The sequence below is a fragment of the Streptomyces sp. NBC_00250 genome (assembly GCF_036192275.1).
GTDB lineage: Bacteria > Actinomycetota > Actinomycetes > Streptomycetales > Streptomycetaceae > Streptomyces.
The window spans coordinates 2,163,408-2,185,425 of the sequence record NZ_CP108088.1 but is presented as its reverse complement, the minus strand read 5'-3'; the positions used below and the strand labels follow the sequence as shown (position 1 = coordinate 2,185,425).

Genomic DNA, 22,018 nt, shown 5'->3' with positions numbered 1-22,018 from the left:
TAGGGGCACTTCCGGCCGACCACCAGATTCGGCCACCGGCGAGAGGAGTACCGTGCCTGCTCCGACCCTTCCCGCGTCCCCCGTGGCGCCGTCCGCGCACCGCAGAACCGTCCGCGTCACGGTCGTCCTGCTCTTCGCGGCCTGGCTGGTCGACTACGCCGACCGGCTCGTGATCAACCTCGTCCTGCCCTCCCTCGGCGCCGAGTTCGACCTCGACCGCACCCAGCAGGGCCTCGTCGTCTCCGCCTTCTTCCTCGCCTACGCCCTCTGCCAGATCCCCGGCGGCCTGCTCGCCGACCGGTTCGGCGGCCGACGGGTGACCCTCTGGGCACTGCTGACCTGGTCGGTCTTCACCGCCCTCACCGGCTTCGCCTGGTCCTTCGCCGTACTGCTGGCCCTGCGCTTCGCCTTCGGCGCGGCCGAGGGGATCTTCCCGCCCGCGGCCATGAAGGTCCTGGTCGAGCGCACCCGGCCCGAGGAACGCATGAGTGCCAACGGCACGGTCATGAGCTCCAACGCCCTCGCCGCCGTCATCACCCCGCTGACCGTCGCCCCGCTCGTCGCCGTCTTCGGCTGGCGCTCGGCCTTCTGGTCGACCGCCGCCCTCGGCATCCTCGCCCTCCTCGCCGTACGCCTCTGGCTCCCGGCCCCGCTGCCCCGTACGGACGGTGCGGAGGACGCCGCCACCGGGGCCGCCCGCCCCGCCCTCCGCGCGATCCTGCGCAAGGGCGTCCTGTGGCGCTTCGCCCTCATGATGTTCGGCTACAACACCATCGTCTGGGGCCTCAACACCTGGGTCCCGTCGTATCTCGGCGAGGAACACGGCGTCTCCCTCACCTCCGCCGGAGCCCTCATCGCCGTCCCCGCGCTCGGCGCCGCGATCGCCACCGTCCTCGGCGGCCGGCTCGCCGACCGGCTCGGCGGCCACCACCGCAGGATCATCGTCCCCGGCATGGCCGTCGCGGCCGTCGCCCTGCTCCTCATGGCGAACGCGCCGTCCGTCCCCGGCTTCGTCGTCTTCGGCACCGTCGCCGTGTTCGCCGCCTCCCTCGCCTACATGCCGATCTTCGCCGTCCCCCTCGCCGGTCTCTCCCCGGCCCACGTGGGCGTGGGCAGCGCCGTCGTCATCTTCGGCGGCCAGGTCGCCGGCATGGTCGCCCCGCCCGTCATGGGAGCCCTCGCCGACGCCTTCTCCTTCCAGGTCGCCTTCGGCTTCCTCGTCCTCGGCGCGCTCATCGCCGCCGTCATGGCCTGCCTCACCCCACAGGACGCGGCCGCCTTCCGCGCCGCCGCCGACGAACCGTCGGCCTCCCCGTCCCCGTCCCTCAGCACCGCAAAGGACTCCGCATGACCGTCGAGACCGCAGTCACGTCCGTCGCCCCGCTCCTCTCCGGCCTCGACGCGCGGCTGCCCGAGCTGCTCGCCCTCTACGAGGACCTGCACGCCCACCCCGAGCTCTCGTTCCAGGAGTTCCGGACCGCCGGTGTCGTCGCCGGGCTGCTGCGGGCCCAGGGCTGGGAGGTCACCGAGGGCGTCGGACGTACCGGAGTCGTCGGCGTCCTCGCCAACGGCCCCGGCCCCGTCGTCCTGCTCCGCGCCGACATGGACGCCCTCCCCGTCAAGGAGGAGACCGGACTCCCGTACGCCTCCACCGCCACCGGCACCGACCCCGACGGCAACGAAGTGCCCGTCATGCACGCCTGCGGGCACGACATGCACGTCACCTGTCTGCTCGGCGCCACCGGCCAGCTCGCCGCACACCGGGAGGCCTGGCACGGCACCGTCGTCGCCGTCTTCCAGCCGGCCGAGGAGATCGGCGGCGCGCCCGCCATGATCGAGGACGGCTTCCTCGACCGCTTCCCGCGCGCCGAGGTCTGTCTGGGCCAGCACGTGGCCCCCGCCCCGGTCGGCTTCTTCGGGACCCGGCCGGGACCGGTGATGGCGGCTTCCGACAACTTCCGGGTGACCCTCTTCGGCCGGGGCGGGCACGGCTCCTCCCCGGAGACGGCCGTCGACCCCGTGGTGCTCGCGGCGGCCGTCGTGATGCGGCTGCAGACGGTGGTCTCCCGGGAGATCGGCCCCGCCCAGACAGGTGTCGTCACCGTCGGCTCGCTGCACGCCGGGACGAAGGAGAACATCATCCCGGACACCGCCGAGCTGTGGATCAACGTCCGCTCGACGACCCCGGCCGTACGGGACCGGATCCTGGCCGCCGTCACGCGCATCGTCCGGGCCGAGGCCGTCGCCTCGGGCGCCCCCAAGGAGCCGGAGTTCACCCCGCTCAACTCCTTCCCGGTCACCGCCAACGACGCGGGGGCGACCGCCGTCGTGCAGGACTCCCTCACCGAGGTCCTGGGTGAGGGGCGGGTCTTCACGCTCACTCAGATCATCACCGGCAGCGAGGACTTCGGCACCTTCGGGACCGCGCTCGGCGTCCCCTCCGTCTTCTGGCACTTCGGTGGCGCCGACCCCGCCCTCTACGCGGACGTCGACCCCGACTCGCTCCTGGAGGACGGCCTCCCCGACACCGTCCCCGCCAACCACTCGCCGCACTTCGCTCCCGTACCCGGGCCGACGATCCCGCTCGGCGTGACCGCGCTGCTCGCGGCCGCCGCCCCGTGGCTGACGAGGACGACCGTCCCCGGCGCCTGACACCGGCCGGTCCGGGGACGCGGGGCGGGCTACAGACCGGGGCCGTTGTACGCGCCGCGGTGCGGCTTGGAGGTCGCGGACACCGGGTTCGCCCAGTAGTCGCGGCCTCCGTTGCCGCTGATCACGGAGCCGTTGTTCAACGCCGGGGACGTGGCACGGAGCTTGTAGCCGTCGACGGAGTGGATGGTGTCGCCGCCGGTGCCGGGGTTCACGAACTGCGGGTCGCCCACGATGCCGTTGGCGGTCGGCCTCGGCACGCCCTGGAAGACGTTCCACAGCCAGGAGATCCCCGCGGCCGTGGGCAGCCGGGAGTCGGTGGTGCCCACCCAGATGTTGTTCTCGACGACGCTCTCGTCGGGGAGCGTGATGCTGAACTTCCTGTCCGTGCAGTAGAGGACGTTGTTGTACATGTGCAGCGCGGACCGGCCCGCGCTGACGCTGCTCATCCGGCAGTCGTTCTCGGAGATGTTGTAGCGGATGACCTGCCGGGCGCCGCCGATGGTGCCGCAGCCGTCGCAGTCGAGGAAGAAGCCGCCGATGTTGTCGCGGCTGAAGTTGTACTGGATCGTGCAGGTGCCGGTGTTGCCCCAGTCGCAGTCGAAGGCCTGGCTGTCGGCCACGGACATCCTGGTGATGCCGTACACGGCGTTCTTCTGGATGGTCGGGTTGTGGTCGCCGAGCACCCAGATGCCGGCGAAGTTGCCGCCGGAGAAGGGGTAGACGCCGTTGCCGACGCCGGAGGCGTTGTTGTACTGGATCATGGGCGCGTCGGCGTAACTCGCGATGATGCCGTCGCCGCCGACGTCCTTGACGGCGTTGTGCTCGATCAGGACCCCGGAGCCCTTGACCGCCATGGCACCGACCCGGATCTTGAGGCCGCCCCCGCCCGTGTTGCTGATCTGGTTGTGGTGGACGTGGACGTCGTTGAGGGTCGAGTTGGTGCCGCTCGCCCCCGTGACGATGCCGGCGGACTGGACGAAGTCCTCGGTGGTAGGGCTGTTCTTGCTGGTCTGGCCGGCGACACGGTCGACGACCAGGTAGCCGATGTCGAAGCCGCGGTGCGCCCGTCCGTCGGTGGCGGAGATCCGCAGCCCCGTGCGACGGGCCAGGGAGGCGGCGGGGTTGGTCAGCTTGAGGTTGCTGATCCGCCAGTGGTCCTGGTTGGTCAGGGAGACGGTGTCCGGGGCGCCGTCGCCGTCGATCACGGGCAGCGCGCCGGTGCCGTAACTCGTGAGCGTGATGGGGGCGGCGGCGGTGCCGCTGCCCTTGGGGGCGAGGGACCCGGTGCAGGTGGTGCCGGACGCGAGGGCGAGCGTGTCCCCGGCCGCGTACGTCCTCGCGTTCGCCTGGGCGACGCTGTTGAAGGGCGAGGCCTGGCTGCCGTCGCCGGCGTCCGTGCGCGAGCAGTCCAGGTACGTGGTGCTCCCGGCGGCCGAGGCGGGCACGGCGGTCAGGGCGGGGCCGCCGGTGAGGGCGAGCGCGAGGGCGAACGCGACGGCGACGGGCCCACCGATCGCCCTACCCCGCCCCGGAGTTGGCTCCATGGTCATGAAGCGACACCTTTCTCGTGGTCTGGTGCCGCCAGAAGCTAGGTGGGCCCTGTGATCGAGTCAATGTAAAAGTGTCGATTGATCGAATATCGATCAGGGGGCGGTTGATTGGTCGACTCATGTGTGGTCGAGGCGGGCCCTGCGGGACGGCCGGACGGTCCCCGATCGATAAAGTGGCCTCACGATGACACGCTTTCGTGAAAGTGTTCGGTCCCTGCTGCGCGAGCAGGTGCTCGACGCCGCCTACCGACTCGTCGCCGCCGACGGCTGGGGCGGGCTGCGCATGACCGCCGTCGCGCGGGCCGCCGGCATCAGCCGTCAGACCCTCTACAACGAGTTCGGCTCGAAAGAGGCCATCGGCAAGGCCCTGGTCCAGCGCGAGCTGGAGGGCTTCCTGCTCGGCATCCAGCGCGAACTCGACGCCCACCGGGGCGACCTGGAGGCGGCGGCCGCCGCCGGGGTCGGCTACACGCTCCAGCAGGCCGTGGACAACCCCCTCGTCAAGGGCGTCCTGGTCGCGGCGCGCGGCGGTGAGGACGATCTGCTCGCCTATCTCACGACCCGCCCGGAGCCGGTCTTCGGTACGGCGATGGCGATGCTCGACGCCTACGCGATCGAGGCCTGGCCCGAGGTGGACGAGGAGTCCCGCGGGCTCGCCGTCGAGACGATCGTGCGGCTCACGGTCAGCCACATCGTCCAGCCGGTGGCCTCCCCGGAGGAGTCGGCGCGGCGCATCGCCGCGATCACGGCGAGGATCGCCCACCCGGGCGGCCGGGCCTGACGGAGGGCATGAAGAGGCCTGGTGTCGGACACGGGGGATCTCCGACACCAGGCCTCTGTTGAATATTGTACGAGACTCCGGGGTGTGGTTCGTACACAAGGGCGGCGGCCGGCGCCCGGGGTCCGGGCCCGGCGGGCGAGCGGCGGGCGGACGGGGTACAAGTCCCGTGAGACGCGGATGCGGCCGAGCGGGCCCCTCGCCCCGCCCGGCCGTGTCGCCGATGACGACGAGGAGGCCGCCGTGGAAGGCAGAAGCAAGGGGTTCGTTCAGTCCTTCAACCGTGCCGGCGGGTACGGATTCGTCGTCCCCGTGGGCTCCGAGGAGCAGGTCTACTTCAGCGCCGAGGACATCGAAGGCGAGGGGCGCACGGTCTCCGAGGGTCAGCAGGTCTCCTTCGTCCTGGTCCTGGGTGACGGCCGCTTCGAGGCGAAGGAACTGCGCATCTGACACGGGACGGGCGGCGTCATCCACGAGCGGACGGTGCCCGGGTCCACGGGCCCTGGGGTCGGGACCGGCTCGTCTGCCTACCATGGGCCCATGTCTGAGCGCCTGGACCCCGCGGCCGTCCCCCGTCCGCACGAGCGGACGCCGGGAGCGCTCGAACTCTCCGCGGCGGCGGAGGTGTTCGGCCTGCTCTCCGACCCCACCCGGCTGCACCTTGTGTGGCTCCTCACTCGGGGCGAGGCCGATGTGACCGCCCTGACGGAGGCCTGCGGGGCCGCCCGCCCCGCCGTCAGCCAGCATCTGGCCAAGCTGCGCCTCGCCGGCCTCGTCCAGTCCCGCAAGGACGGACGCCGGGTCGTGTACGCGATGCCGGACGGCCATCTGAAACGACTGGTGGTCGAGGCGATCAGCCGCGCCGACCACGAGGTGAGCGGGGAGCCCTGGCACGACTGAGGGGCCCCTCGAAGGCCTCCTGGCGGGGACCTCCTGGCGTCAACGTGTGCGCAATCATGCACACGTCGGCTACGTTGGACACGTCCGCAGTCCGCCGTGGCCGACCGGGGGCGTCCTCATGCTGTCCGTGCTGCGCAACCCCACCTACCGCCGCCTGTTCGGCGCGCAGGTCGTCGCCCTCACCGGCACCGGCCTGGCGACCGTGGCCCTGAGCCTCCTCGCGTACGACCTGGCGGGCGCGAACGCCGCCGCCGTCCTCGGCACCGCCCTCGCGATCAAGATGGCCGCGTACGTCGTGCTCGCCCCGCTCGTCGCCGCCTTCGCCGACCGCGTACCCCGGCGGGCCCTGCTCGCCTCCATGGACCTGGTGCGCGCGGCGGTCGTCCTCGCGCTGCCGTTCGTCAGCCGGATCTGGCAGGTGTACGTCCTGATCCTGCTGCTCCAGGCCGCCTCGGCCGCCTTCACCCCGGCCTTCCAGGCGACGATCCCGCAGGTGCTGCCCGACGAACGCGACTACACCGAAGCCCTGTCGCTCGCCAGGCTCGCCTACGACCTGGAGAGCCTGGCGAGCCCGATGCTCGCCGCCGCACTGCTGACCGTCGTCCCGTACACCTGGCTCTTCACCGGCACCGCCACGGGATTCCTCGCCTCCGCCCTCCTGGTCCGCGCGACGGCCTTCCCCGGGGCGGACCCGAAGCCCGCCGACGGCGGTGCCCCCTGCCCGCGTGCGTACGCCAGAGCCGTCTCCGGGATCCGGCTCGTGCTCTCCGCCCCGCGCCTGCGGGCCCTCCTCGCCCTCGACCTGGCCGTCGCCGCGGCCGGGGCCGTGGTCCTGGTCGACACCGTGATCCTCGTCCGGGACACCCTCGGCCGCCCTGCCGGACACGTACCGCTCGCCCTCGGCGCGTACGGCGCGGGCTCGATGGCGGTGGCGCTGCTCCTGCCTCGCGTCCTGGAGCGGACCGGCGACCGCGCGGTCATGGCGCGGGCCGCCTTCGTCCTGCCCGGGGCCCTGGGGCTGCTGGCCCTCGGTCTCATGGTCCCGACGGGGGCCTGGTCCTGGCCGGCCCTGCTCACCGTCTGGCTGATCACCGGCGCGGCGGGTTCCGCGGTCCTCACCCCGGCCGGCCGGGTGGTGCGCCGCTCCGTCCGGAGCGACGACCTGCTCGCGGCCTTCGCGGCCCGGTTCTCCCTCTCGCACGCCTGCTGGCTGCTCACCTACCCGCTCGCCGGCTGGCTCACCGCGACGGCGGGCCCGGCCACCGCGGCGGCCGCACTCGCCGCCGTGGCCCTGGCGGGGGCCGCGGGCGCGGCGCGCATGTGGCCGGACGCGGAAACGGATCCCGGGACGGAAATGGACCCGAGGGTGGAAGGGGATCGTCGGACGGAAGCGGACCCGAGGACGGAGGAGGATCGTCGGACGGAAGCGGATCCGGGGGCGGCAGCGGCCCCGGCCCCCGCCTCACCTCAGCGCGGCAGCCGCATCTCCAGGCCGTCCAGAACCACTTCCAGTCCGTAGAAGAACTTCTCGTCCCGGATCGCGACCGGGTCCACCGTCGCGTGGACGGCGGCGTCCGCGTACGCCTCGGTGAGGTGGTCGTGCCCGGCCGCCGCCTGCTGGGCGGCCGGCATCAGGCTGGCGATGAGGTCCCCCTCCGTCCTCCCGGAGCGCGCGACCGTGCTGAGCCAGGCCGCCTCCGTCGTGCTCATGCCGATCACGTACGACATGACCGTGTCGATCGCGCGGCTCGGCTCCGGGAAACCGGCGGCCGTGAACAGGCCGGCGAGCCGCTCCGAGTACGACATCAGGTTGGGGCCCAGATAGGCGAGGCCCGCCTGTCCGAGGACGGACGAGAGCCAGGGGTGGCGCAGGGCCGTCGCGCGGAACGAGACCGAGGCCTCGGTGACGGCGGCGCGCCAGGGGCTGCCCGGCGGCGGGACGGTGAACTCGGCCGCGACCTCGTCCACGGCGAGTTCCATCAGCTCGTCCTTGGTCGCGACATGCCGGTAGAGGGAGGTCGCGCCCGCGTTCAGGCGGGCGCCGAGCTTGCGCATGCTCAGCGCCTCGATGCCGTCGGCGTCGAGCATGGCGATCGCCTCGCGGACGATCGCCGCCCGGCTGAGCGCGGGCTGGTCGGGGGCGGACTGCTGTCGTGCCCATACGGACGGAACGGGATTCGCCTTGGCGGCCATGGTCCTCCTCGATGCGCTTCTGTGCGTACGGCGTTCGCATCCAGCGTACAGCGATCGGGGCTTGCGAACAGTGTGCGCAGCTGCGTACAGTGTTCGCATCGAAGGAAAACGAGCGCCGACGGAAGCCGAGCGCTTCCGAAGCCGAGGGGGAAGTCCCATGGAAACCCGAAACCGCAACCCACGCCGTTGGTGGATCCTGGTCGTGCTGTGCCTCAGCACCCTGGTCCTGGTGGTCGACAGCATGGCGCTGACCGTCGCGGTTCCGTCCATGACGGAGGGCATCGGGGCGAGTGCCCAGGACATCCAGTGGATCCTGGACTCCTACATCCTGGTCTTCGCGGGACTCCTGCTCACCTCGGGAAGCCTCGGCGACCGCTTCGGCCGCCGCAAGATCATGATCATCGGCCTGCTGCTCTTCGGCGCGGCCTCCCTGGCCGCGACGGTCTGCACGACCCCCGGCGAGGTCATCGCCGCCCGGGTCGCCATGGGCATCGGCGGCGCGCTGATCATGCCCTCCACGCTCTCCATCCTCATCACCGTCTTCGACGAGGACGAGCGCCCCAAGGCGATGGCGGCCTGGGGCTCGGTCTCCATGCTCGGTCTGGTCGGCAGCCCGGTCCTCGGCGGCTTCCTGATCGACCACTTCTCCTGGCAGTCGATCTTCTTCATCAACGTCCCGGTCGTCGTCCTCGCCGTCCTCGCCGCCCTCACCCTGATGCCCGAGTCGAAGGGGCCGTGGCAGAAGCCCGACCCGCTCGGCGCGATCCTCTCGGCGGTCGGCATGACCGCGATGATCTGGTGGATCATCGAGATCCCGCAGCACGGCGCCTTCGACGGCCGTGGTCTCATCACCCTGGCGGTCGCGGTCGTCACCCTCGGCGGATTCGTGATCTGGGAGAACGTCACCCCGGAGCCGATGGTGCCGCTGGTCCTCTTCAAGCACCACAACTTCAGCGGCGGTTCGCTCTCGCTGACCCTCGTGCAGATCGGCAACGGCGGCCTGCTCCTCGTCCTCACCCAGTACCTGCAGTTCGTCCTCGGCTACTCGCCGGTCAAGGCCGGTCTCGCCTTCGTCCCGCTCGCCGTCGCCGCCCTCATCGGCAACGGCGCAGGCGCCGGCCTCGCCGCGAAGATCGGCAACCGCCTCCTGATCCTGGCCGGCATGCTGACCATGGCCGGCTCCTTCGCCCTGCTGACCACGGTCGACGCCCACTCCGGCTTCACCGTCCCGGCCGTCGCCCTCGGCCTCCTCGGCCTCGGTGCCGGCCTCGCGATGCCGGCCGCCGTCGGCGCGCTGATGAGCACCATCCCCGCGGAGAAGGCGGGCGTCGGCTCCGCCCTGAACGACACCATCCAGCAGGCCGGCACCGCGCTCGGCATCGCGATCCTCGGCTCGCTCCTCACCAGCACCTTCCGCTCCGAGATGCCGGCCGACGCCCCCGAGCAGGCCAAGCAGTCGATCGGCGGCGCACTGGCCACCGCCCAGGGCGACACCGGTCTGATCGACGCCGCCAAGGAGGCCTTCGCCTCCTCGATGGCCACCACCTTCACCATCAGCGCCGTCGGTGTCCTCGCGGCGGCCGTCCTCGCCACCCTGGTGATGCGTGACGGCAAGCCGGCCCCGACGGCCGACCCGACGGCCGACCCGAAGGGCGAGACGGAGCTCGTGGCCTGACCCCACGCGGCAAAGAGCCGGTGCCCCCGCAAGGGCACCGGCTCTTTCCCGTTCACTCCGACTCCGACCCCGACCCTGGTTTCGGTTTCGACTCCGACTCCGGTTTCGGCTCTGGCTCCGTCACTCGCCCGGAGCGGGCGGAAGCGCGTCCATGAAGGAGCTGACCGAGAACACCGCGCGGCCGGGGCCGGCGGGCCCGTACCCGGGCGGCGCCGTCAGTCCGTACTCCTGCAGCGTCGCCGTGTACGCCTCAAGCAGTCGCAGGTGGTACTCCAGCGGCGCCCCGTCCGGGTTCTCGCGGCCCAGCGGGGTGGTCGGCTCCGGGCACCAGGTGGTGAAGCGGGGCGTGATCCCGCGCGACATGAAGAACCGCAGCCCCTCCCGGGTGGAGGCGATCGCCTCGTCCACGGTCAGGAACCCGGACGGGCGGGCCATCTCGACGCCCGCGACGAAGTTCGGGATGACATTGCGCGGCCCGAAGATCTCGGCGGAGTCCAGGATCCGGCGGTGCCACTCGTCCCGGCCGATGTAGCGCTCCTTGCCGGGGCAGTACAGCTCGAAGAGCCGGCGGTCCCACACCTCGTAGTTCGGGTGGTAGATCCGGATGCCGTAGTCGTGGAAGCGCTGGACGTCCTCCTTCGGCAGGGCCTGCGCGACGACCTTGCCGATCCAGCGGCCGGGGAAGCGCTCCTCGATCGCGCGCGCGTACTGCCCGTAGAAGTCGGCCTCGTCCTTCCCGCCGACCTGGGACGTGACCGCGCCGCCCGTGAGGGTGTAGGCGGTCGAGGTACGGGCGGTGTCGTGACGGTCGATGATCTCCAGCGCCTCCAGGACCTCGTCGACCGGCTTCACCCCGGTGTACGGGCGGCCCGCCGCCTTGTGCTGGCGCCAGTTGTGGTTGATGTCGCAGTACTGGCACTCCTCCTTGGCGCCGAAGTACTGGCAGACCCGGAAGACCGTGAGGTAGATCAGATAACCCCACTGAATGGTCGGGGCGACCTCCATCACGGACTTGCCGTTCGACAGCGGGTGCCGGTAGTACTCCGGCATCGGCGGCAGACCGACGTCGGCGATCTTGACCCCGTCGAGGAACAGCGCCAGCGCCCCGTCGCCGTCGGGCGCCACCCGGTACGGGGACGAGGGGTTGACCCGTACCGACACCACCGTGCGACGCAGCTCGTACGGACCGCCGGTGAGCACGATCTCCTCCGGCGGGCGGTTCAGCGCCGCCTCCCCGAGTTCCGGCAGCGTCCGGTGGTCGAAGGAGAAGATGAAGTACGACTTCGGCTTCACCTCACCCCCCTCGTTCCCGGACAGCGCGGACGGGTCGAAGGCGAGCCCGCCGCGCAGCAGGTCCTCCTTGAACACGGCCTCCGGAGGGACTCCGGGGAAGCGGTCCATGAGGGATTCGACGACGGCGGTGCGGGTCGGGGCGGCGCTGGACACAGGCGGATCTCCAGGTGAGAGACGACGGAGCCGACGCGTCTCACGCTACGCGCGTCCGCGTCCGGGGCCGCGACCGGGACCCCGGCGCGGCCGGACGGGCGGCGGTGGTTACTTGTTGACGGTGAAGCCCTGGTCGTTGCCGTACGTCACCGAGGCCTCCTGCCACTTCTTCAGGCCGTCGGTGATCGTGGTGGGGGAGACGTACGCCTTGCCCACGGTGTCGTTGAAGATCGAGTTCGCGTACACCTGGTACGGCAGGTAGGACCAGTCGGCGCCCACGTCGCGGGCGGAATCGGCGAAGATCCGGTTGGCCTTCTGGCCGCCGAAGTACGGGAACGGGGTGTCGAGGAACGCCTTCGACTCCAGGTCCGCGCGCGTGGCGGGGAAGGCGCCCGCGGCGACCCGGGAGCTCGCACCGGCACCGGTGGTCGCGAACTCCGTGAAGGCGTAGGCCAGTTCCTTGTTCTTGGCGGCCTTCGGCACGGCGAGCGAGCTGCCGCCGTTCTCCGCGCTCACCTTGTCGCCCTTCGTCCACTGCGGCAGCGGGGCGACCCGCCAGTCGCCGGAGGCGGAGGCGACCCCGGAGGTCAGGTTGGCCGGCATCCAGGCGCCGATGGAGAGGGTGGCGAGGGAGCCGTCGGCCAGGCCCTTGTACCAGGCGTCGCTCCACGAGCTGATCGGCGCGACCAGCTTCTCGTCGAGGAGCTTCTGCCAGGTGGCGGTGTACTTCTTGGTGCCCTCGTCGCCGAAGTCGACGGTGACGTCCGTGCCGTCCGTCTTGTACGGCCGTCCGCCGGCCTGCCAGATGAGACTGGTCGTGGCGCCGGCGTCGCCGGTGTCGTTGGTGATGAAGATCTTGGGGTCGGCCTTGTGGAGGGCGCGGGCCGCCTCCACGTACTCGTCCCAGGTGGTCGGCACCTCGATGCCGTGCTTGTCGAAGACCTTCTTGTTGTAGAAGAACGCCATCGGCCCGGAGTCCATGGGCAGGGCGTAGATGGCCTCCTCCTCGGTGACCGCGTTCCACGGGCCGGAGGTGAACGTCGTGCCGTACTTCCGGGCGCCGTAGGAGGAGAGGTCCTCGACGGACTTGCCGATGGCGAACTGGCCCAGGGCGTAGTACTCGACCTGTGCCACGTCGGGGGCACCGGAGCCCGCCGCCATCGCGTTCTGCAGGGCGGTGTACTGCTTGTCGCCGGTGCCCGCGTTGACCAGCTCGATGTCGACCTTCGGGTACTTCTTCTCGAAGTCCTCCGCCACCTTCTTGAGCGTGGGCTCCCATGCCCACACGGTCACCTTTCCGCCCTTCGCCAGCGCGGCCTCGACGTCCTTCGGGCTGCTGCCGCCTGCACCGCCGTCGGAGGCGTCGCCGCCGCCGCAGGCCGTGGCGGTCAGCACGAGCGTGGAGACGACGGCGAGGGCGCCGAGGAGTCTGCGGGTGGTGTGCTTTCTCATGGGCTGTGCTCCTGGTCGAGGGTGCGGAGGGGAGGGGAAGGAGGGTGAGGAGAGAGGAAGGAGGAAAGAGGAGGAGTGGGCGCTATTCCTTGACGCTGCCCGCGGCCAGGCCGGACTGCCAGTACCGCTGGAGCAGCAGGAACACGGCCACGATCGGGACGATCGTCAGCAGGGAGCCGGTGATGATGAGGTCGAACACGGCCTCGCCGCCCGCCGTCTGCGCCTGCGCGTTCCAGGCGTTGAGGCCGAGGGTCAGCGGGTACCAGTCGGGGTCCTTGATCATGATCAGCGGAAGGAAGTAGTTGTTCCAGGTCGCGACCATCGAGAACAGGAGCACGGTGACGGTCCCCGGCATCAGCAGCGGCAGCGCGATGGTGAAGAAGGTGCGCAGCTCGCCGGAGCCGTCGATGCGCGCGGCCTCCAGGAGTTCGGTGGGGACGGACTCGGCGGCGAAGACCCACATCAGATAGAGCCCGAAGGGCGAGATCAGGGACGGGATGATCACCGCCCACGGGGTGTTCGTGAGTCCCATGTTGCTGAACATCAGGAAGGTGGGGACGGCGAGGGCGGTGCCGGGTACGGCCACGGCCCCGAGGACCACCGCGAACACCGCACGGCGGCCGGGGAAGTCGTACGTGGCGAGGGCGTAGCCGCCGAGGACGGCGAGGATCGTGGCGCCGCCCGCGCCGGCGACGACGTACATGAGGGTGTTGAGCAGCCAGCGGACGAAGACACCGTCGTCGTACGTGAGGGTCCGGCCGATGTTGTCCCAGAAGTGGCTGTCCTCGGCGAACCAGAGGCCGAAGGAGTCGAGGAGCCCGTTCTGGTCCTTGGTCGCGTTGATGACCAGCCAGGCGAGCGGGAGCAGGGTGTAGACGAGGACCAGGCCGGTCACGAGGGTCAGCGGCACGCTGGGGCGGGGGTGGAGCGGGGTGTGCGGGGGACGCTTGCGGCGCTTCGCGGTGCGGGTGCGGGTGCGGGTGAGGGTGCGGGTGCCGGCCTTCGCGTCGGTGTCGGCGCCGGGCGAACCGGCGGCGGATGGGGTTCCGGATCCGGAGACCGTGCTGGTGAGGGAGGTGGTCATCGGCTCAGCCCTTCCGCATGCCGCGCAGCTGGACCGCGTAGGCGATGATCGCGGTGAGGACACCCATCACGATCGCCACGGTCGCCGCGTAGTTGTGCTGCTGGCCCGAGAAGGACAGCGAGTAGGTGTAGAGGTTGGGGGTGAAGTCGCTGGTGATGGCGTTGGGAGCGAGCTTCTGCAGGATGCTCGGCTCGTTGAAGAGCTGGAAGCTGCCGATGATCGAGAAGATCGTGGCGATGACGAGCGCGCTGCGGATCGCGGGCAGTTTGATCGAGGTGACGACCCGCCACTCGCCGGCGCCGTCGATCGCCGCGGCCTCGTAGAGCGAGCGGGGCACGACCTTGAGGGCGGCGTAGAAGATCAGCATGTTGTACCCGACGAACTCCCAGGTCACGATGTTGCCGATGGAGGCGAGGACCAGGGAGGGGGAGAGCGGGTCCGGCAGCGCGATCCCGAACGCGTCGTTGACGTTCCCGACGAGGCCGAACCGCGTGCCGTACATGAAGCCCCAGATGAGGCTGGCGACGACGGCGGGCACGGCGTAGGGGAGGAAGATCGAGACGCGGAAGGAGGCCTTGCCGTAGAGCCGGCCGCTGTCGATCGCGAGGGCGACGAGCAGGGCGATGCCCAGCATCACCGGCACCTGGACCAGGAGGAAGAGGCCGACCCGGGTCAGACCCTCCCAGAAGCGGGGGTCGGTGAGTGCCTTGCCGTAGTTGTCGAGCCCGACGAAGGAGGTGCCGCCGATGAGCCGGTCCTGGAAGAGGCTCAGGTACAGCGCGTATCCGATCGGCGCGAGGAAGACGAGGCCGAAGACCGCGACGAACGGGCCGGCGAATCCCCAGCCCACGAGGGCCTCCTTGCGGAGACGGAAGCGGGCTCGTGGGCGGGGCGGTGGTGCTGCCGTAGCGCGCGTCGACAGGAGCGTCATGGCTGGGGTCCTTGCGTCGGTGACCGAGCGGGTCCGGAGACGGGGAGCGGAGCGGGAGAGACGAAGACGGTGCGAGGGGAGCGAGATGTGCGGGCCTGGCGGCCGGAAATCGGCCTCGCGAGGGCTGGCCGACGAGAAATGTTTACGTAATCATCGGTAGCGTGATGGTGACACTCCCACTGGGGGGCGTCAAGCGTGAAGCAGCGGTGAATGAGAGGGATTCGGGTGGCGGAGAAGAACACGGCCGGTGGGTCGACGACGGCCGGGGGCGGCGGCCCACGAGGGGCGAGAGGCAGGCCGCGCCGGGTCTCCATGGCGGACGTCGCCCAGCTCGCGGGGGTCTCCTCGCAGACGGTCTCCCGCGTCTCCAACGGCGACGCGGCCGTCGTCGAGAGCACCCGCACGAAGGTCCTCGACGCCATGAAACAGCTGGGCTACCGGCCCAACAGCGCGGCCCGCGCCCTCAAGCGAGGCGAGTTCCGTGCCATCGGCGTGATCACCATGGGCCTCTCCAGCACCGGCAACGTCCGCACCCTTGAGGCCATCGCCGGATCGGCCTCCCGCGCGGGATACGCCGTCACGCTCATCCCGCTCGACGCGCCCACCCAGGACAACGTCAGGGGAGCCTTCACCCGGCTCGACGAACTGGCCGTCGACGCCGTCGTGCTCATCATGGAGGTCCACCTCCTCGACACCGCCGCGCTCACCCTGCCCCCGCACGTCAAGGTGGTCGTGGTGGACTCCGACGCCACCGGCCGCTTCCCGGTCGTGGACACCGACCAGCGGCAGGGCGCCCGCACGGCGGTGCGGCACCTGCTCGACCTCGGGCACGCCACCGTGTGGCACGTCGCGGGACCCGAGGAGTCCTTCGCGGCCGGCCGCCGCGCGGAGGCCTGGGAGGCCGTCCTGCGCGAGGAGGGGCGGAAGGTACCGCCCGTCCTCCGAGGGGACTGGACCCCCGAGTCCGGATACGAGGCGGGGCTGCGGCTCGCCGACGAGCCCGACTGCGGCGCGGTGTTCGTTGCCAACGACCAGATGGCGCTCGGCGTGCTCAGGGCCTTCCACGAGCGGGGGCGGCGGGTGCCCGAGGACGTGAGCGTCGTCGGCTTCGACGACATCGCGGAGGCGGCCTCCTTCATCCCGCCGCTGACGACCGTGCGCCAGGACTTCGCCCAGGTGGGGGAGTTGTGCGTGGACGCGGTGCTGCGCGAACTGCGGGGGGAGACGGTGACGGGTGTACGCCTCGTCCCGACGACCCTGACGGAACGGGCGAGCACGGGGGCGCCGGGGGGTCCGGAGGGCCCGGGGACGAGGGGCCGGTCGAGGTAGGGAAGCCGAGCTGGAGGGTGGTGCCGTCGACGCCCGCGACCTGCGCGTTCTGGCGGCGGTACGGGGGGCGAGGTCGAGGTGGTGGCGCGTGGGCCGCGTGGGCCGAGAGGGAGGTCGGGGGCGCGGTCGGGGCGGGGCGAGGGAGGGGCGGCGTGCCGGTACAGGTCGATGTGGCGGGTCGAGTCGGGGGTCGCGTGTGGGGTCTCGGTCGAGGTCTCGGCGGGTCGGGTGAGGCGTCGTGCGGGGGCTTGGTCGAGGTCGGCGGGTCGGTGCACGGCCGTGTGCCGGCTCAGGTCGATGTGGCAGGTCGAGTCAGGGGGCGCGTGGGGGAGTGAGGCCCAGGTCGGCGGGTCGGGTGAGGCGGCGCGTGGGGGCTTGGTCGAGGTCGGCGGGGCGGCTCGGTGCAGGGCTGTGTGGGGGCTCAGGCCGAGGTGTCCGGTGGTGGTGGGGCCGTACTCGAACGGACCACCAGAACCGGTTCCACCGCCCTGCGGCGGGGGCCGTCCGTGCGTCCCTCGATCTGGTCGAGCAGCAGCGAGACGCAGTGCCTGCCGACCACCTCGAAGTCCTGGTGCACCGTCGTCAACGGCGGATGGAGGTAGGCGGCCTCGGCGATGTCGTCGAACCCGGCCACGCTGATGTCCCCGGGCACGTCACGCCCCGACTCGCGCAGGGCCCGCAGCATCCCGAGCGCCATCTGGTCGTTGGCGGCGAAGACGGCGGTCACCTCCCGGCGGCGGGCGATGCCGAGGCCCGCCCGGTAGCCGGACTCCGCCGACCAGTCCCCGTACAGCACCGGGGGTACGGGCGCGCCCGCCGCCGTCAGGGTCCGCTGCCAGGACTCGGCGCGCCGCCGCGCCGCGAACGAGTCGCGCGGGCCCGCCAGATGCCAGACCGTCCGGTGCCCGAGGCCGAGGAGGTGGCTCACCACGCTGTGGGCGCCGTGGGCCTGGTCGAAGTCGACATGGGGGTAGCGGTGGCCGGTGTCGCCGTCGGCCACGACCACCGGCATCGACGGTGGGAGACGGAGGGAGGGCGTGTCGAGCATCTGCGACTCGACGAGCACGATGCCGTCGACGGACTGCAGCATCAGGTGCTGGAACGCGCGCCGCACCGCGGCCTCGGTCTGTGCCCGTACGCCCATGAAGTTGACGGAGAAGTCGGCCTCGTGGGCGGCGTCGGCGATCGCGGCGAGGGTGCGGGCGTTGCCGTGCGCGCCGACGTCGAAGCTGACCACGCCCAGGGCTCCGAACCGGCCGGTGACCAGGGCGCGGGCCGCCGTGTTGGGACGGTAGCCGAGCTCCTGCATGGCTGAGAGCACCTTCTCGCGGGTGTTCGCGTCGACGTTCTCACGGTTGTTCGCCACGCGGGACACGGTCTGCGAGGAGACGCCCGCCATCGTGGCGACGTCCGCCATGGAGGGCCACTGCCGGGCAGGCCGCGACCGCGGGGACTTCGTCTTCCTGTCCGTCACCACGCACGCGACCTTCCGCAGGGAGCTGGGGGCCGACCGCGCGCGCGGGCAACCGTACTCCGTGCATGTTGACGCAAACATGAGGGTCGGTCAAACCCTCGGCGGATGTCGTCCGATTCCTTGACAGTCCGATTCGCCCCTCCCAGACTCTCCACCGAAGCGCTCGTGTTAACGCGAACATCGAAGGGTGGCACCTCCGCGAAACCCGGCGCTCGTCCAGGACTCGGCGTGCGCGTTCCGCCCCCGGCCAGCTCCCCGCACCCTCCGGTGCGTCCGGCCGCCCCGCATCGCCTTCCCCCTTTTCTCCCTCCCCACAGCCACGAGGTACGCGATCATGCGACGCACTCCCTCGGGGACGTTCACGGTGCTCACTGCGCTCTGTGCCGTCCTCTTCTCCCTTCTCGGCTCCCTCCTCGGCCCGGCCGGTACGGCCCACGCCGCCACGGCGACCGTCACCAACGCCACCACGTTCACCGACCCGGCGGGCAACCCCGTGCACGCCCACGGCGGCGGAGTCGTCAAGGCCGGCTCGTACTACTACTGGTTCGGCGAGAACCGGAACGCCGACAACACCTTCCGGTACGTCTCCGCCTACCGCTCCACCGACCTGAGGACCTGGGAGTTCCGCCGCCACGTCCTCACCCAGAGCACCCACCCCGAGCTGCAGTCGGCCAACATCGAGCGCCCCAAGGTCATGTACAACGCGGCCACCGGGCAGTTCGTGATGTGGATGCACAAGGAGAACGCCACCGACTACGGCGAGGCGCGGGCCGCGGTCGCCGTCTCCTCCACCGTCGACGGCGACTACACCTGGCTCGGCAGCTTCCGCCCGCTCGGCCACATGTCCCGTGACATCACGACCTTCGTCGACACCGACGGCGCGGGCTACATGATCTCCGCCGCCAACGAGAACGCCGACCTGCACGTCTACCGACTGACGGCCGACTACACCGGCATCGCCTCCCAGGTCCAGAAGCTCTGGCCCGGACAGTGGCGCGAGGCGCCCGCCCTGTTCCAGCGCGACGGCGTCTACTTCCTGCTCACCTCCGGCGCCACCGGCTGGTCCCCCAACCAGCAGAAGTACGGCACCGCGACCAGCGTCACCGGCACCTGGAGCGGCCTGAAGGACATCGGCGACGGGACCGCGTACGGCTCCCAGACCGCCTACGTCCTGCCCGTCCAGGGCACCTCCGGCACCTCGTACCTCTACCTCGGCGACCGCTGGGGCAACTCCATGGGCGGCAACGTCAACGACTCGCAGTACGTCTGGCTGCCGCTCCGCTTCCCCACGAAGACGACCATGACCATGGACTACTTCCCGCAGATCTCCGTGGACACGGCCGCCGGCACGGTGAAGGGCCTCGGCAGCTGGGAGACCCTCACCGCCGCGCACAGCGGCAAGTGTGCCGACGTCGCCGACCGGTCCACCGCCGACGGCGGTGCCGTGATCCAGTGGAGCTGCGGCGGCAACAGCGTCAACCAGCAGTTCTGGCTCCGGAGCACCGGCAGCGGCCGGGTGCAGATCGTCGCCCGGTACAGCGGCAAGTGCCTCACCGTGAGCGGCGGTTCGACCGCCGACGGCGCCGCGGTCGCGCAGTACCCCTGCGACGGCCGTGCCGGACAGCGGTGGAGCGCGGTCGGCGCGAGCACGGGCGTCCAGCTCGTCGCCGCGCACAGCGGCAAGTGCCTCGACGTCACCAACACGTCCACGGCCGACGGGACCCCGCTCGTCCAGTGGACCTGCAACACCGGCACCAACCAGCGGTGGAGCCGTACGGCGGTCTGAACGCCGCACGGCTTGGGACGCCGCACGGCTTCGGACGCCGCTGCAGGAGCGCCACCGCGCGAGAAGCCCGCAGAACACGCATGAGACGCCAGCAGAACACGCGCGGGAACCCCCGCAGAGCACGCGCGAGAACCCCGCAGAACACCGGACCGGCGCGGGACGAACGTCCCTCGTTCCGCGCCACCGGCCCGGCCCGTGCCCAGGGCCCGGCCACGACCTCGTCACCCGCACCCCCTCAGGGAGTGAACACGTGCAGTCCCCACACGTCCGCAAGGCCTCCGGGCGCCGTCGCCGTACCCGACTCGGCTCCCTTGCCGCAGCCTCCGCGCTCGTTCTGCCCGGCCTCCTCGCCGCCCCGGCGAACTCCGCGCCCGCCGCGCCGGACGCCGACGCGCTGACCGTGCGCCCCGATCCCAGCTACCAGCAGCCCGCCTTCGAAGGGTGGGGGACCGCCCTCGCCTGGTTCGCCAACGTCACCGGCGGCTGGCCGGACGCGCAGCGCAACGCCCTCGCGGACGCCCTCTACGGCGCGGACGGGCTCGGATTCACCGTCGCCCGCTACAACATCGGCGGCGGCGACAGCCCCGAGACCGTCCCCTACATGCGACCGGGCGGCGCCGTGCCCGGCTACTGGAACCGGCCGGGAGCCGAGTCCCCCGACTGGTGGGACCCGGACAACCCGGCCCACTGGAACGACCGGGCCGACGCCAACCAGCGGTGGTGGCTCTCCGCCGCCAAGGCCCGGGGCGCCGACACCTTCGAGGCCTTCTCCAACTCCGCCCCGTACTTCATGACCCGCAGCGGTCTGGTCTCCGGCGCGGCGGACCCCCGGCAGGACAACCTCCGCTCCGACCAGTACGAGCGGTTCGCCGCCTACCTCGCCGGTTCGCTCCGCAGGGCCGAACAGGGCTCCGGCGTCACCTTCGACTCGATCTCCCCGGTCAACGAACCCGACACCGACTACTGGCGGGCCGGCGGACGGCAGGAGGGCTCCCACTGGGACCCCGCCTCCCAGGCACGGATGATCAGCACCCTGCGTGCCACCCTCGACGCCCGGGGCGTCACCACACCCATCGCCGCCATGGACGAGACGAACCCGTCGACGGCCCGCGCGAACTGGGAGCAGTACGCACCCGCCGTCCGCGATTCCGTGGGCCGGATCAACACCCACACGTACGGGACGGGCGGGCGCACCGGAGTCCGCGACATCGCCAAGGGCGAGGCCACCCCGCTGTGGATGTCGGAGGTGGACCTCGGGGGCAGCGTGCCGCAGAGCTTCACAGACATGAGCCCGGGTCTCGACCTGGCCCGCCGGATCAACGACGACATCAGGGAACTGGAGCCCAGCGCCTGGGTGTTGTGGCAGGCCGTCGAGGACTACGAGAACATGACGCCGGGCCGGGAGAACTCCAACTGGGGCCTGATCCAGGCCGACTTCACCCCGGCCGACGCGGCCACCGAACCGATCCGGAAGAACAAGAAGTTCGGGGTGATGGCGCAGTACAGCCGCTTCGTCCGGCCCGGCGCCCGCGTCCTCGCCACCGACGACCCCGACACGCTGGCGGCGGTACGGCCCGGGGGGCAGGGGCTCGTCCTCGTCCACACCAACCGCAGCGGAACGGCCCGCGAACTCACTCTGGACCTGGACGGTTTCGGGTCCGTCGGCGGAACCGTCGAGCGGTACACGACCGACGCCACCCGAGACGTCCAGCGCGGTACGGACCTCGCCACGGCGGGCAGGACGCTGAAGGCCACCGTCGGAGCCGGCTCCGTCACCACCTTCGTCCTGCCGGGCGTCACGGGAGTGAACACCGCCGCGACGAGCGCGCCCGTCGGAGCGGCCCGGCAGATCCTCAACGACCACAGCGGGATGGCCCTCGCCGTCACCACCGCCGCCGGGAAGGACCTTCCGGTGCAGCGCACGTCGAACCCGGCGGACTCCGCCCAGCAGTGGACCCTCACCAAGCTCGCGGCGACCGACTGGGGCAGCACGGCCACCTACCGCGTGACCAACGTCCGTACGGGCAAGGCGCTCGCGGTCGCGTCCGGGGCGCTCGGCTTCGCGGCCCCCGGGACCGGCGCCGAACAGCGGTGGATGCGCTCGACGACGGGCGACGGCCACGCCGCACTCGTCAACAGTGCGTCCGGTCTCCTCCTGGACGTCTTCGGCGCGGCGACACACGACGGGGCCGAGGCGGGCGTCTACCGGCCGACGGCCGGGGCCAACCAGTCCTGGACCTTCCGTCCCGCCGCGGCCGGCGCGTGGCGGACCCCGGTGTTCCGGCACAGCGCCAAGTGCCTCGACGTGGTGGGAGGTTCGACGTCCGACGGCACGTCCGTCGTCCAGTACGGGTGCAACGGGGGAGCGAACCAGCAGTGGTCGCTCCGGCCCGCCGCGACCGGGTACGTGAGCGTCGTCGCCCGGCACAGCGGTAAGTGCCTTGACGTCAGCGGCTCTTCGGCCGCCGACGGCGCCCAGGTGTTCCAGTACGCCTGCAACGGCGGCCGGAACCAGGAATGGGCGGTACGGGCGACCACCGCCGGCCATGTCACGCTCATGGCTCGGCACAGCGCCAAGTGCCTCGATGTGGCCGGGTCTTCGGCGGCCGACGGGATCGCCCTGCGCCAGTACACCTGCGACGGCGGAACCAACCAGCAGCTGCGGTTCGGCTGACGGTCGCGACTGCGGCCGGAAGGACGGCCGGGAACGCCGACGGGGCGGCGTACTCCGACAGAGCGTTGACGCGATGTCGGTGTACGCCGCCCTC

Annotated in this window: 17 protein-coding genes; 10 read left to right on the top strand and 7 right to left on the bottom strand. The window is 71.4% G+C overall.

All coding sequences use genetic code 11. The features are described from left to right. Positions 1 to 52 precede the first annotated feature (52 nt). Complete coding sequence (locus tag OG259_RS09810; protein WP_328941914.1) at positions 53 to 1,351, top strand: MFS transporter; 1,299 nt, start codon at positions 53 to 55, stop codon at positions 1,349 to 1,351. Next, positions 1,348 to 2,652 carry an amidohydrolase gene (locus tag OG259_RS09805; protein WP_328941913.1) on the top strand — a complete coding sequence of 435 codons (1,305 nt, stop codon included), beginning with the start codon at positions 1,348 to 1,350 and terminating at the stop codon, positions 2,650 to 2,652. Before OG259_RS09810 ends, OG259_RS09805 begins: the two co-directional genes overlap by 4 nt. Before the next feature lie 29 nt (positions 2,653 to 2,681). On the opposite strand, the gene OG259_RS09800 is transcribed toward OG259_RS09805, so the two are convergent. Next, a complete protein-coding gene (locus tag OG259_RS09800; protein WP_328941912.1) occupies positions 2,682 to 4,202 on the bottom strand; it encodes a right-handed parallel beta-helix repeat-containing protein in 1,521 nt (506 codons plus the stop codon). Positions 4,203 to 4,386: 184 nt separating this feature from the next. Here OG259_RS09800 and OG259_RS09795 point away from each other — a divergent pair, with 184 nt between their 5' ends. The 4 genes from OG259_RS09795 (at position 4,387) to OG259_RS09780 (ending at position 7,399) form a co-directional block, all read left to right on the top strand. Then, positions 4,387 to 4,983: a TetR family transcriptional regulator gene (locus OG259_RS09795; protein ID WP_328941911.1), complete on the top strand. Its 597-nt coding sequence runs from the start codon at positions 4,387 to 4,389 to the stop codon at positions 4,981 to 4,983. Positions 4,984 to 5,223: 240 nt separating this feature from the next. Next, a complete protein-coding gene (locus OG259_RS09790) occupies positions 5,224 to 5,430 on the top strand; it encodes a cold-shock protein (RefSeq protein WP_328941910.1) in 207 nt (68 codons plus the stop codon). Positions 5,431 to 5,520: 90 nt separating this feature from the next. Next, on the top strand, positions 5,521 to 5,880 hold the full coding sequence (locus OG259_RS09785) for an ArsR/SmtB family transcription factor (protein ID WP_266898189.1): 360 nt from the start codon (positions 5,521 to 5,523) through the stop codon (positions 5,878 to 5,880). 118 nt (positions 5,881 to 5,998) lie between these two features. Continuing rightward, positions 5,999 to 7,399: an MFS transporter gene (locus OG259_RS09780; RefSeq protein ID WP_328941909.1), complete on the top strand. Its 1,401-nt coding sequence runs from the start codon at positions 5,999 to 6,001 to the stop codon at positions 7,397 to 7,399. On the opposite strand, the gene OG259_RS09775 is transcribed toward OG259_RS09780, so the two are convergent. Then, positions 7,348 to 8,073: a TetR/AcrR family transcriptional regulator C-terminal domain-containing protein gene (locus OG259_RS09775; protein WP_328941908.1), complete on the bottom strand. Its 726-nt coding sequence runs from the start codon at positions 8,071 to 8,073 to the stop codon at positions 7,348 to 7,350. The genes OG259_RS09780 and OG259_RS09775 overlap by 52 nt on opposite strands. Before the next feature lie 157 nt (positions 8,074 to 8,230). Between OG259_RS09775 and OG259_RS09770 the strand changes: the two genes are divergently transcribed. Further along, a complete protein-coding gene (locus tag OG259_RS09770; protein ID WP_328941907.1) occupies positions 8,231 to 9,748 on the top strand; it encodes an MFS transporter in 1,518 nt (505 codons plus the stop codon). 120 nt (positions 9,749 to 9,868) lie between these two features. On the opposite strand, the gene OG259_RS09765 is transcribed toward OG259_RS09770, so the two are convergent. The 4 genes from OG259_RS09765 to OG259_RS09750 form a co-directional block, all read right to left on the bottom strand. Next, on the bottom strand, positions 9,869 to 11,149 hold the full coding sequence (locus OG259_RS09765) for a radical SAM protein (protein WP_328947039.1): 1,281 nt from the start codon (positions 11,147 to 11,149) through the stop codon (positions 9,869 to 9,871). Positions 11,150 to 11,302: 153 nt separating this feature from the next. Beyond that, positions 11,303 to 12,646: an ABC transporter substrate-binding protein gene (locus tag OG259_RS09760; protein ID WP_328941906.1), complete on the bottom strand. Its 1,344-nt coding sequence runs from the start codon at positions 12,644 to 12,646 to the stop codon at positions 11,303 to 11,305. Positions 12,647 to 12,728: 82 nt separating this feature from the next. Further along, a complete protein-coding gene (locus OG259_RS09755; RefSeq protein ID WP_328941905.1) occupies positions 12,729 to 13,730 on the bottom strand; it encodes a carbohydrate ABC transporter permease in 1,002 nt (333 codons plus the stop codon). Between the two features lie 4 nt (positions 13,731 to 13,734). Next, a complete protein-coding gene (locus OG259_RS09750) occupies positions 13,735 to 14,661 on the bottom strand; it encodes a carbohydrate ABC transporter permease (RefSeq protein ID WP_328941904.1) in 927 nt (308 codons plus the stop codon). Positions 14,662 to 14,973: 312 nt separating this feature from the next. Between OG259_RS09750 and OG259_RS09745 the strand changes: the two genes are divergently transcribed. After that, entirely contained in the window at positions 14,974 to 15,990 is a 1,017-nt protein-coding gene (locus tag OG259_RS09745) for a LacI family DNA-binding transcriptional regulator (RefSeq protein ID WP_328947038.1), read from the top strand. A gap of 421 nt (positions 15,991 to 16,411) precedes the next feature. Here OG259_RS09745 and OG259_RS09740 read toward each other — a convergent pair whose 3' ends face one another. After that, entirely contained in the window at positions 16,412 to 17,407 is a 996-nt protein-coding gene (locus OG259_RS09740) for a LacI family DNA-binding transcriptional regulator (RefSeq protein ID WP_328941903.1), read from the bottom strand. Between the two features lie 391 nt (positions 17,408 to 17,798). Between OG259_RS09740 and OG259_RS09735 the strand changes: the two genes are divergently transcribed. Continuing rightward, positions 17,799 to 19,250 (top strand): RICIN domain-containing protein, encoded by a 1,452-nt coding sequence (locus OG259_RS09735; protein WP_328941902.1) that lies wholly within the window; start codon positions 17,799 to 17,801, stop codon positions 19,248 to 19,250. A 250-nt stretch (positions 19,251 to 19,500) separates the two neighbouring features. Further along, a complete protein-coding gene (locus OG259_RS09730) occupies positions 19,501 to 21,924 on the top strand; it encodes an RICIN domain-containing protein (protein ID WP_328941901.1) in 2,424 nt (807 codons plus the stop codon). Positions 21,925 to 22,018 lie beyond the last annotated feature (94 nt).

What these genes read in the sequence shown, in the direction of transcription:
- OG259_RS09805 (WP_328941913.1), top strand. Translation starts at nt 1,348, where the DNA reads ATGACCGTCGAGACCGCAGTCACGTCCGTCGCCCCGCTCCTCTCCGGC.
- OG259_RS09800 (WP_328941912.1), bottom strand. Translation starts at nt 4,202, where the DNA reads ATGACCATGGAGCCAACTCCGGGGCGGGGTAGGGCGATCGGTGGGCCC.
- OG259_RS09795 (WP_328941911.1), top strand. Translation starts at nt 4,387, where the DNA reads ATGACACGCTTTCGTGAAAGTGTTCGGTCCCTGCTGCGCGAGCAGGTG.
- OG259_RS09785 (WP_266898189.1), top strand. Translation starts at nt 5,521, where the DNA reads ATGTCTGAGCGCCTGGACCCCGCGGCCGTCCCCCGTCCGCACGAGCGG.
- OG259_RS09780 (WP_328941909.1), top strand. Translation starts at nt 5,999, where the DNA reads ATGCTGTCCGTGCTGCGCAACCCCACCTACCGCCGCCTGTTCGGCGCG.
- OG259_RS09775 (WP_328941908.1), bottom strand. Translation starts at nt 8,073, where the DNA reads ATGGCCGCCAAGGCGAATCCCGTTCCGTCCGTATGGGCACGACAGCAG.
- OG259_RS09770 (WP_328941907.1), top strand. Translation starts at nt 8,231, where the DNA reads ATGGAAACCCGAAACCGCAACCCACGCCGTTGGTGGATCCTGGTCGTG.
- OG259_RS09765 (WP_328947039.1), bottom strand. Translation starts at nt 11,149, where the DNA reads ATGGACCGCTTCCCCGGAGTCCCTCCGGAGGCCGTGTTCAAGGAGGAC.
- OG259_RS09760 (WP_328941906.1), bottom strand. Translation starts at nt 12,646, where the DNA reads ATGAGAAAGCACACCACCCGCAGACTCCTCGGCGCCCTCGCCGTCGTC.
- OG259_RS09755 (WP_328941905.1), bottom strand. Translation starts at nt 13,730, where the DNA reads ATGACCACCTCCCTCACCAGCACGGTCTCCGGATCCGGAACCCCATCC.
- OG259_RS09750 (WP_328941904.1), bottom strand. Translation starts at nt 14,661, where the DNA reads ATGACGCTCCTGTCGACGCGCGCTACGGCAGCACCACCGCCCCGCCCA.
- OG259_RS09745 (WP_328947038.1), top strand. Translation starts at nt 14,974, where the DNA reads ATGGCGGACGTCGCCCAGCTCGCGGGGGTCTCCTCGCAGACGGTCTCC.
- OG259_RS09740 (WP_328941903.1), bottom strand. Translation starts at nt 17,407, where the DNA reads ATGGCGGACGTCGCCACGATGGCGGGCGTCTCCTCGCAGACCGTGTCC.
- OG259_RS09735 (WP_328941902.1), top strand. Translation starts at nt 17,799, where the DNA reads ATGCGACGCACTCCCTCGGGGACGTTCACGGTGCTCACTGCGCTCTGT.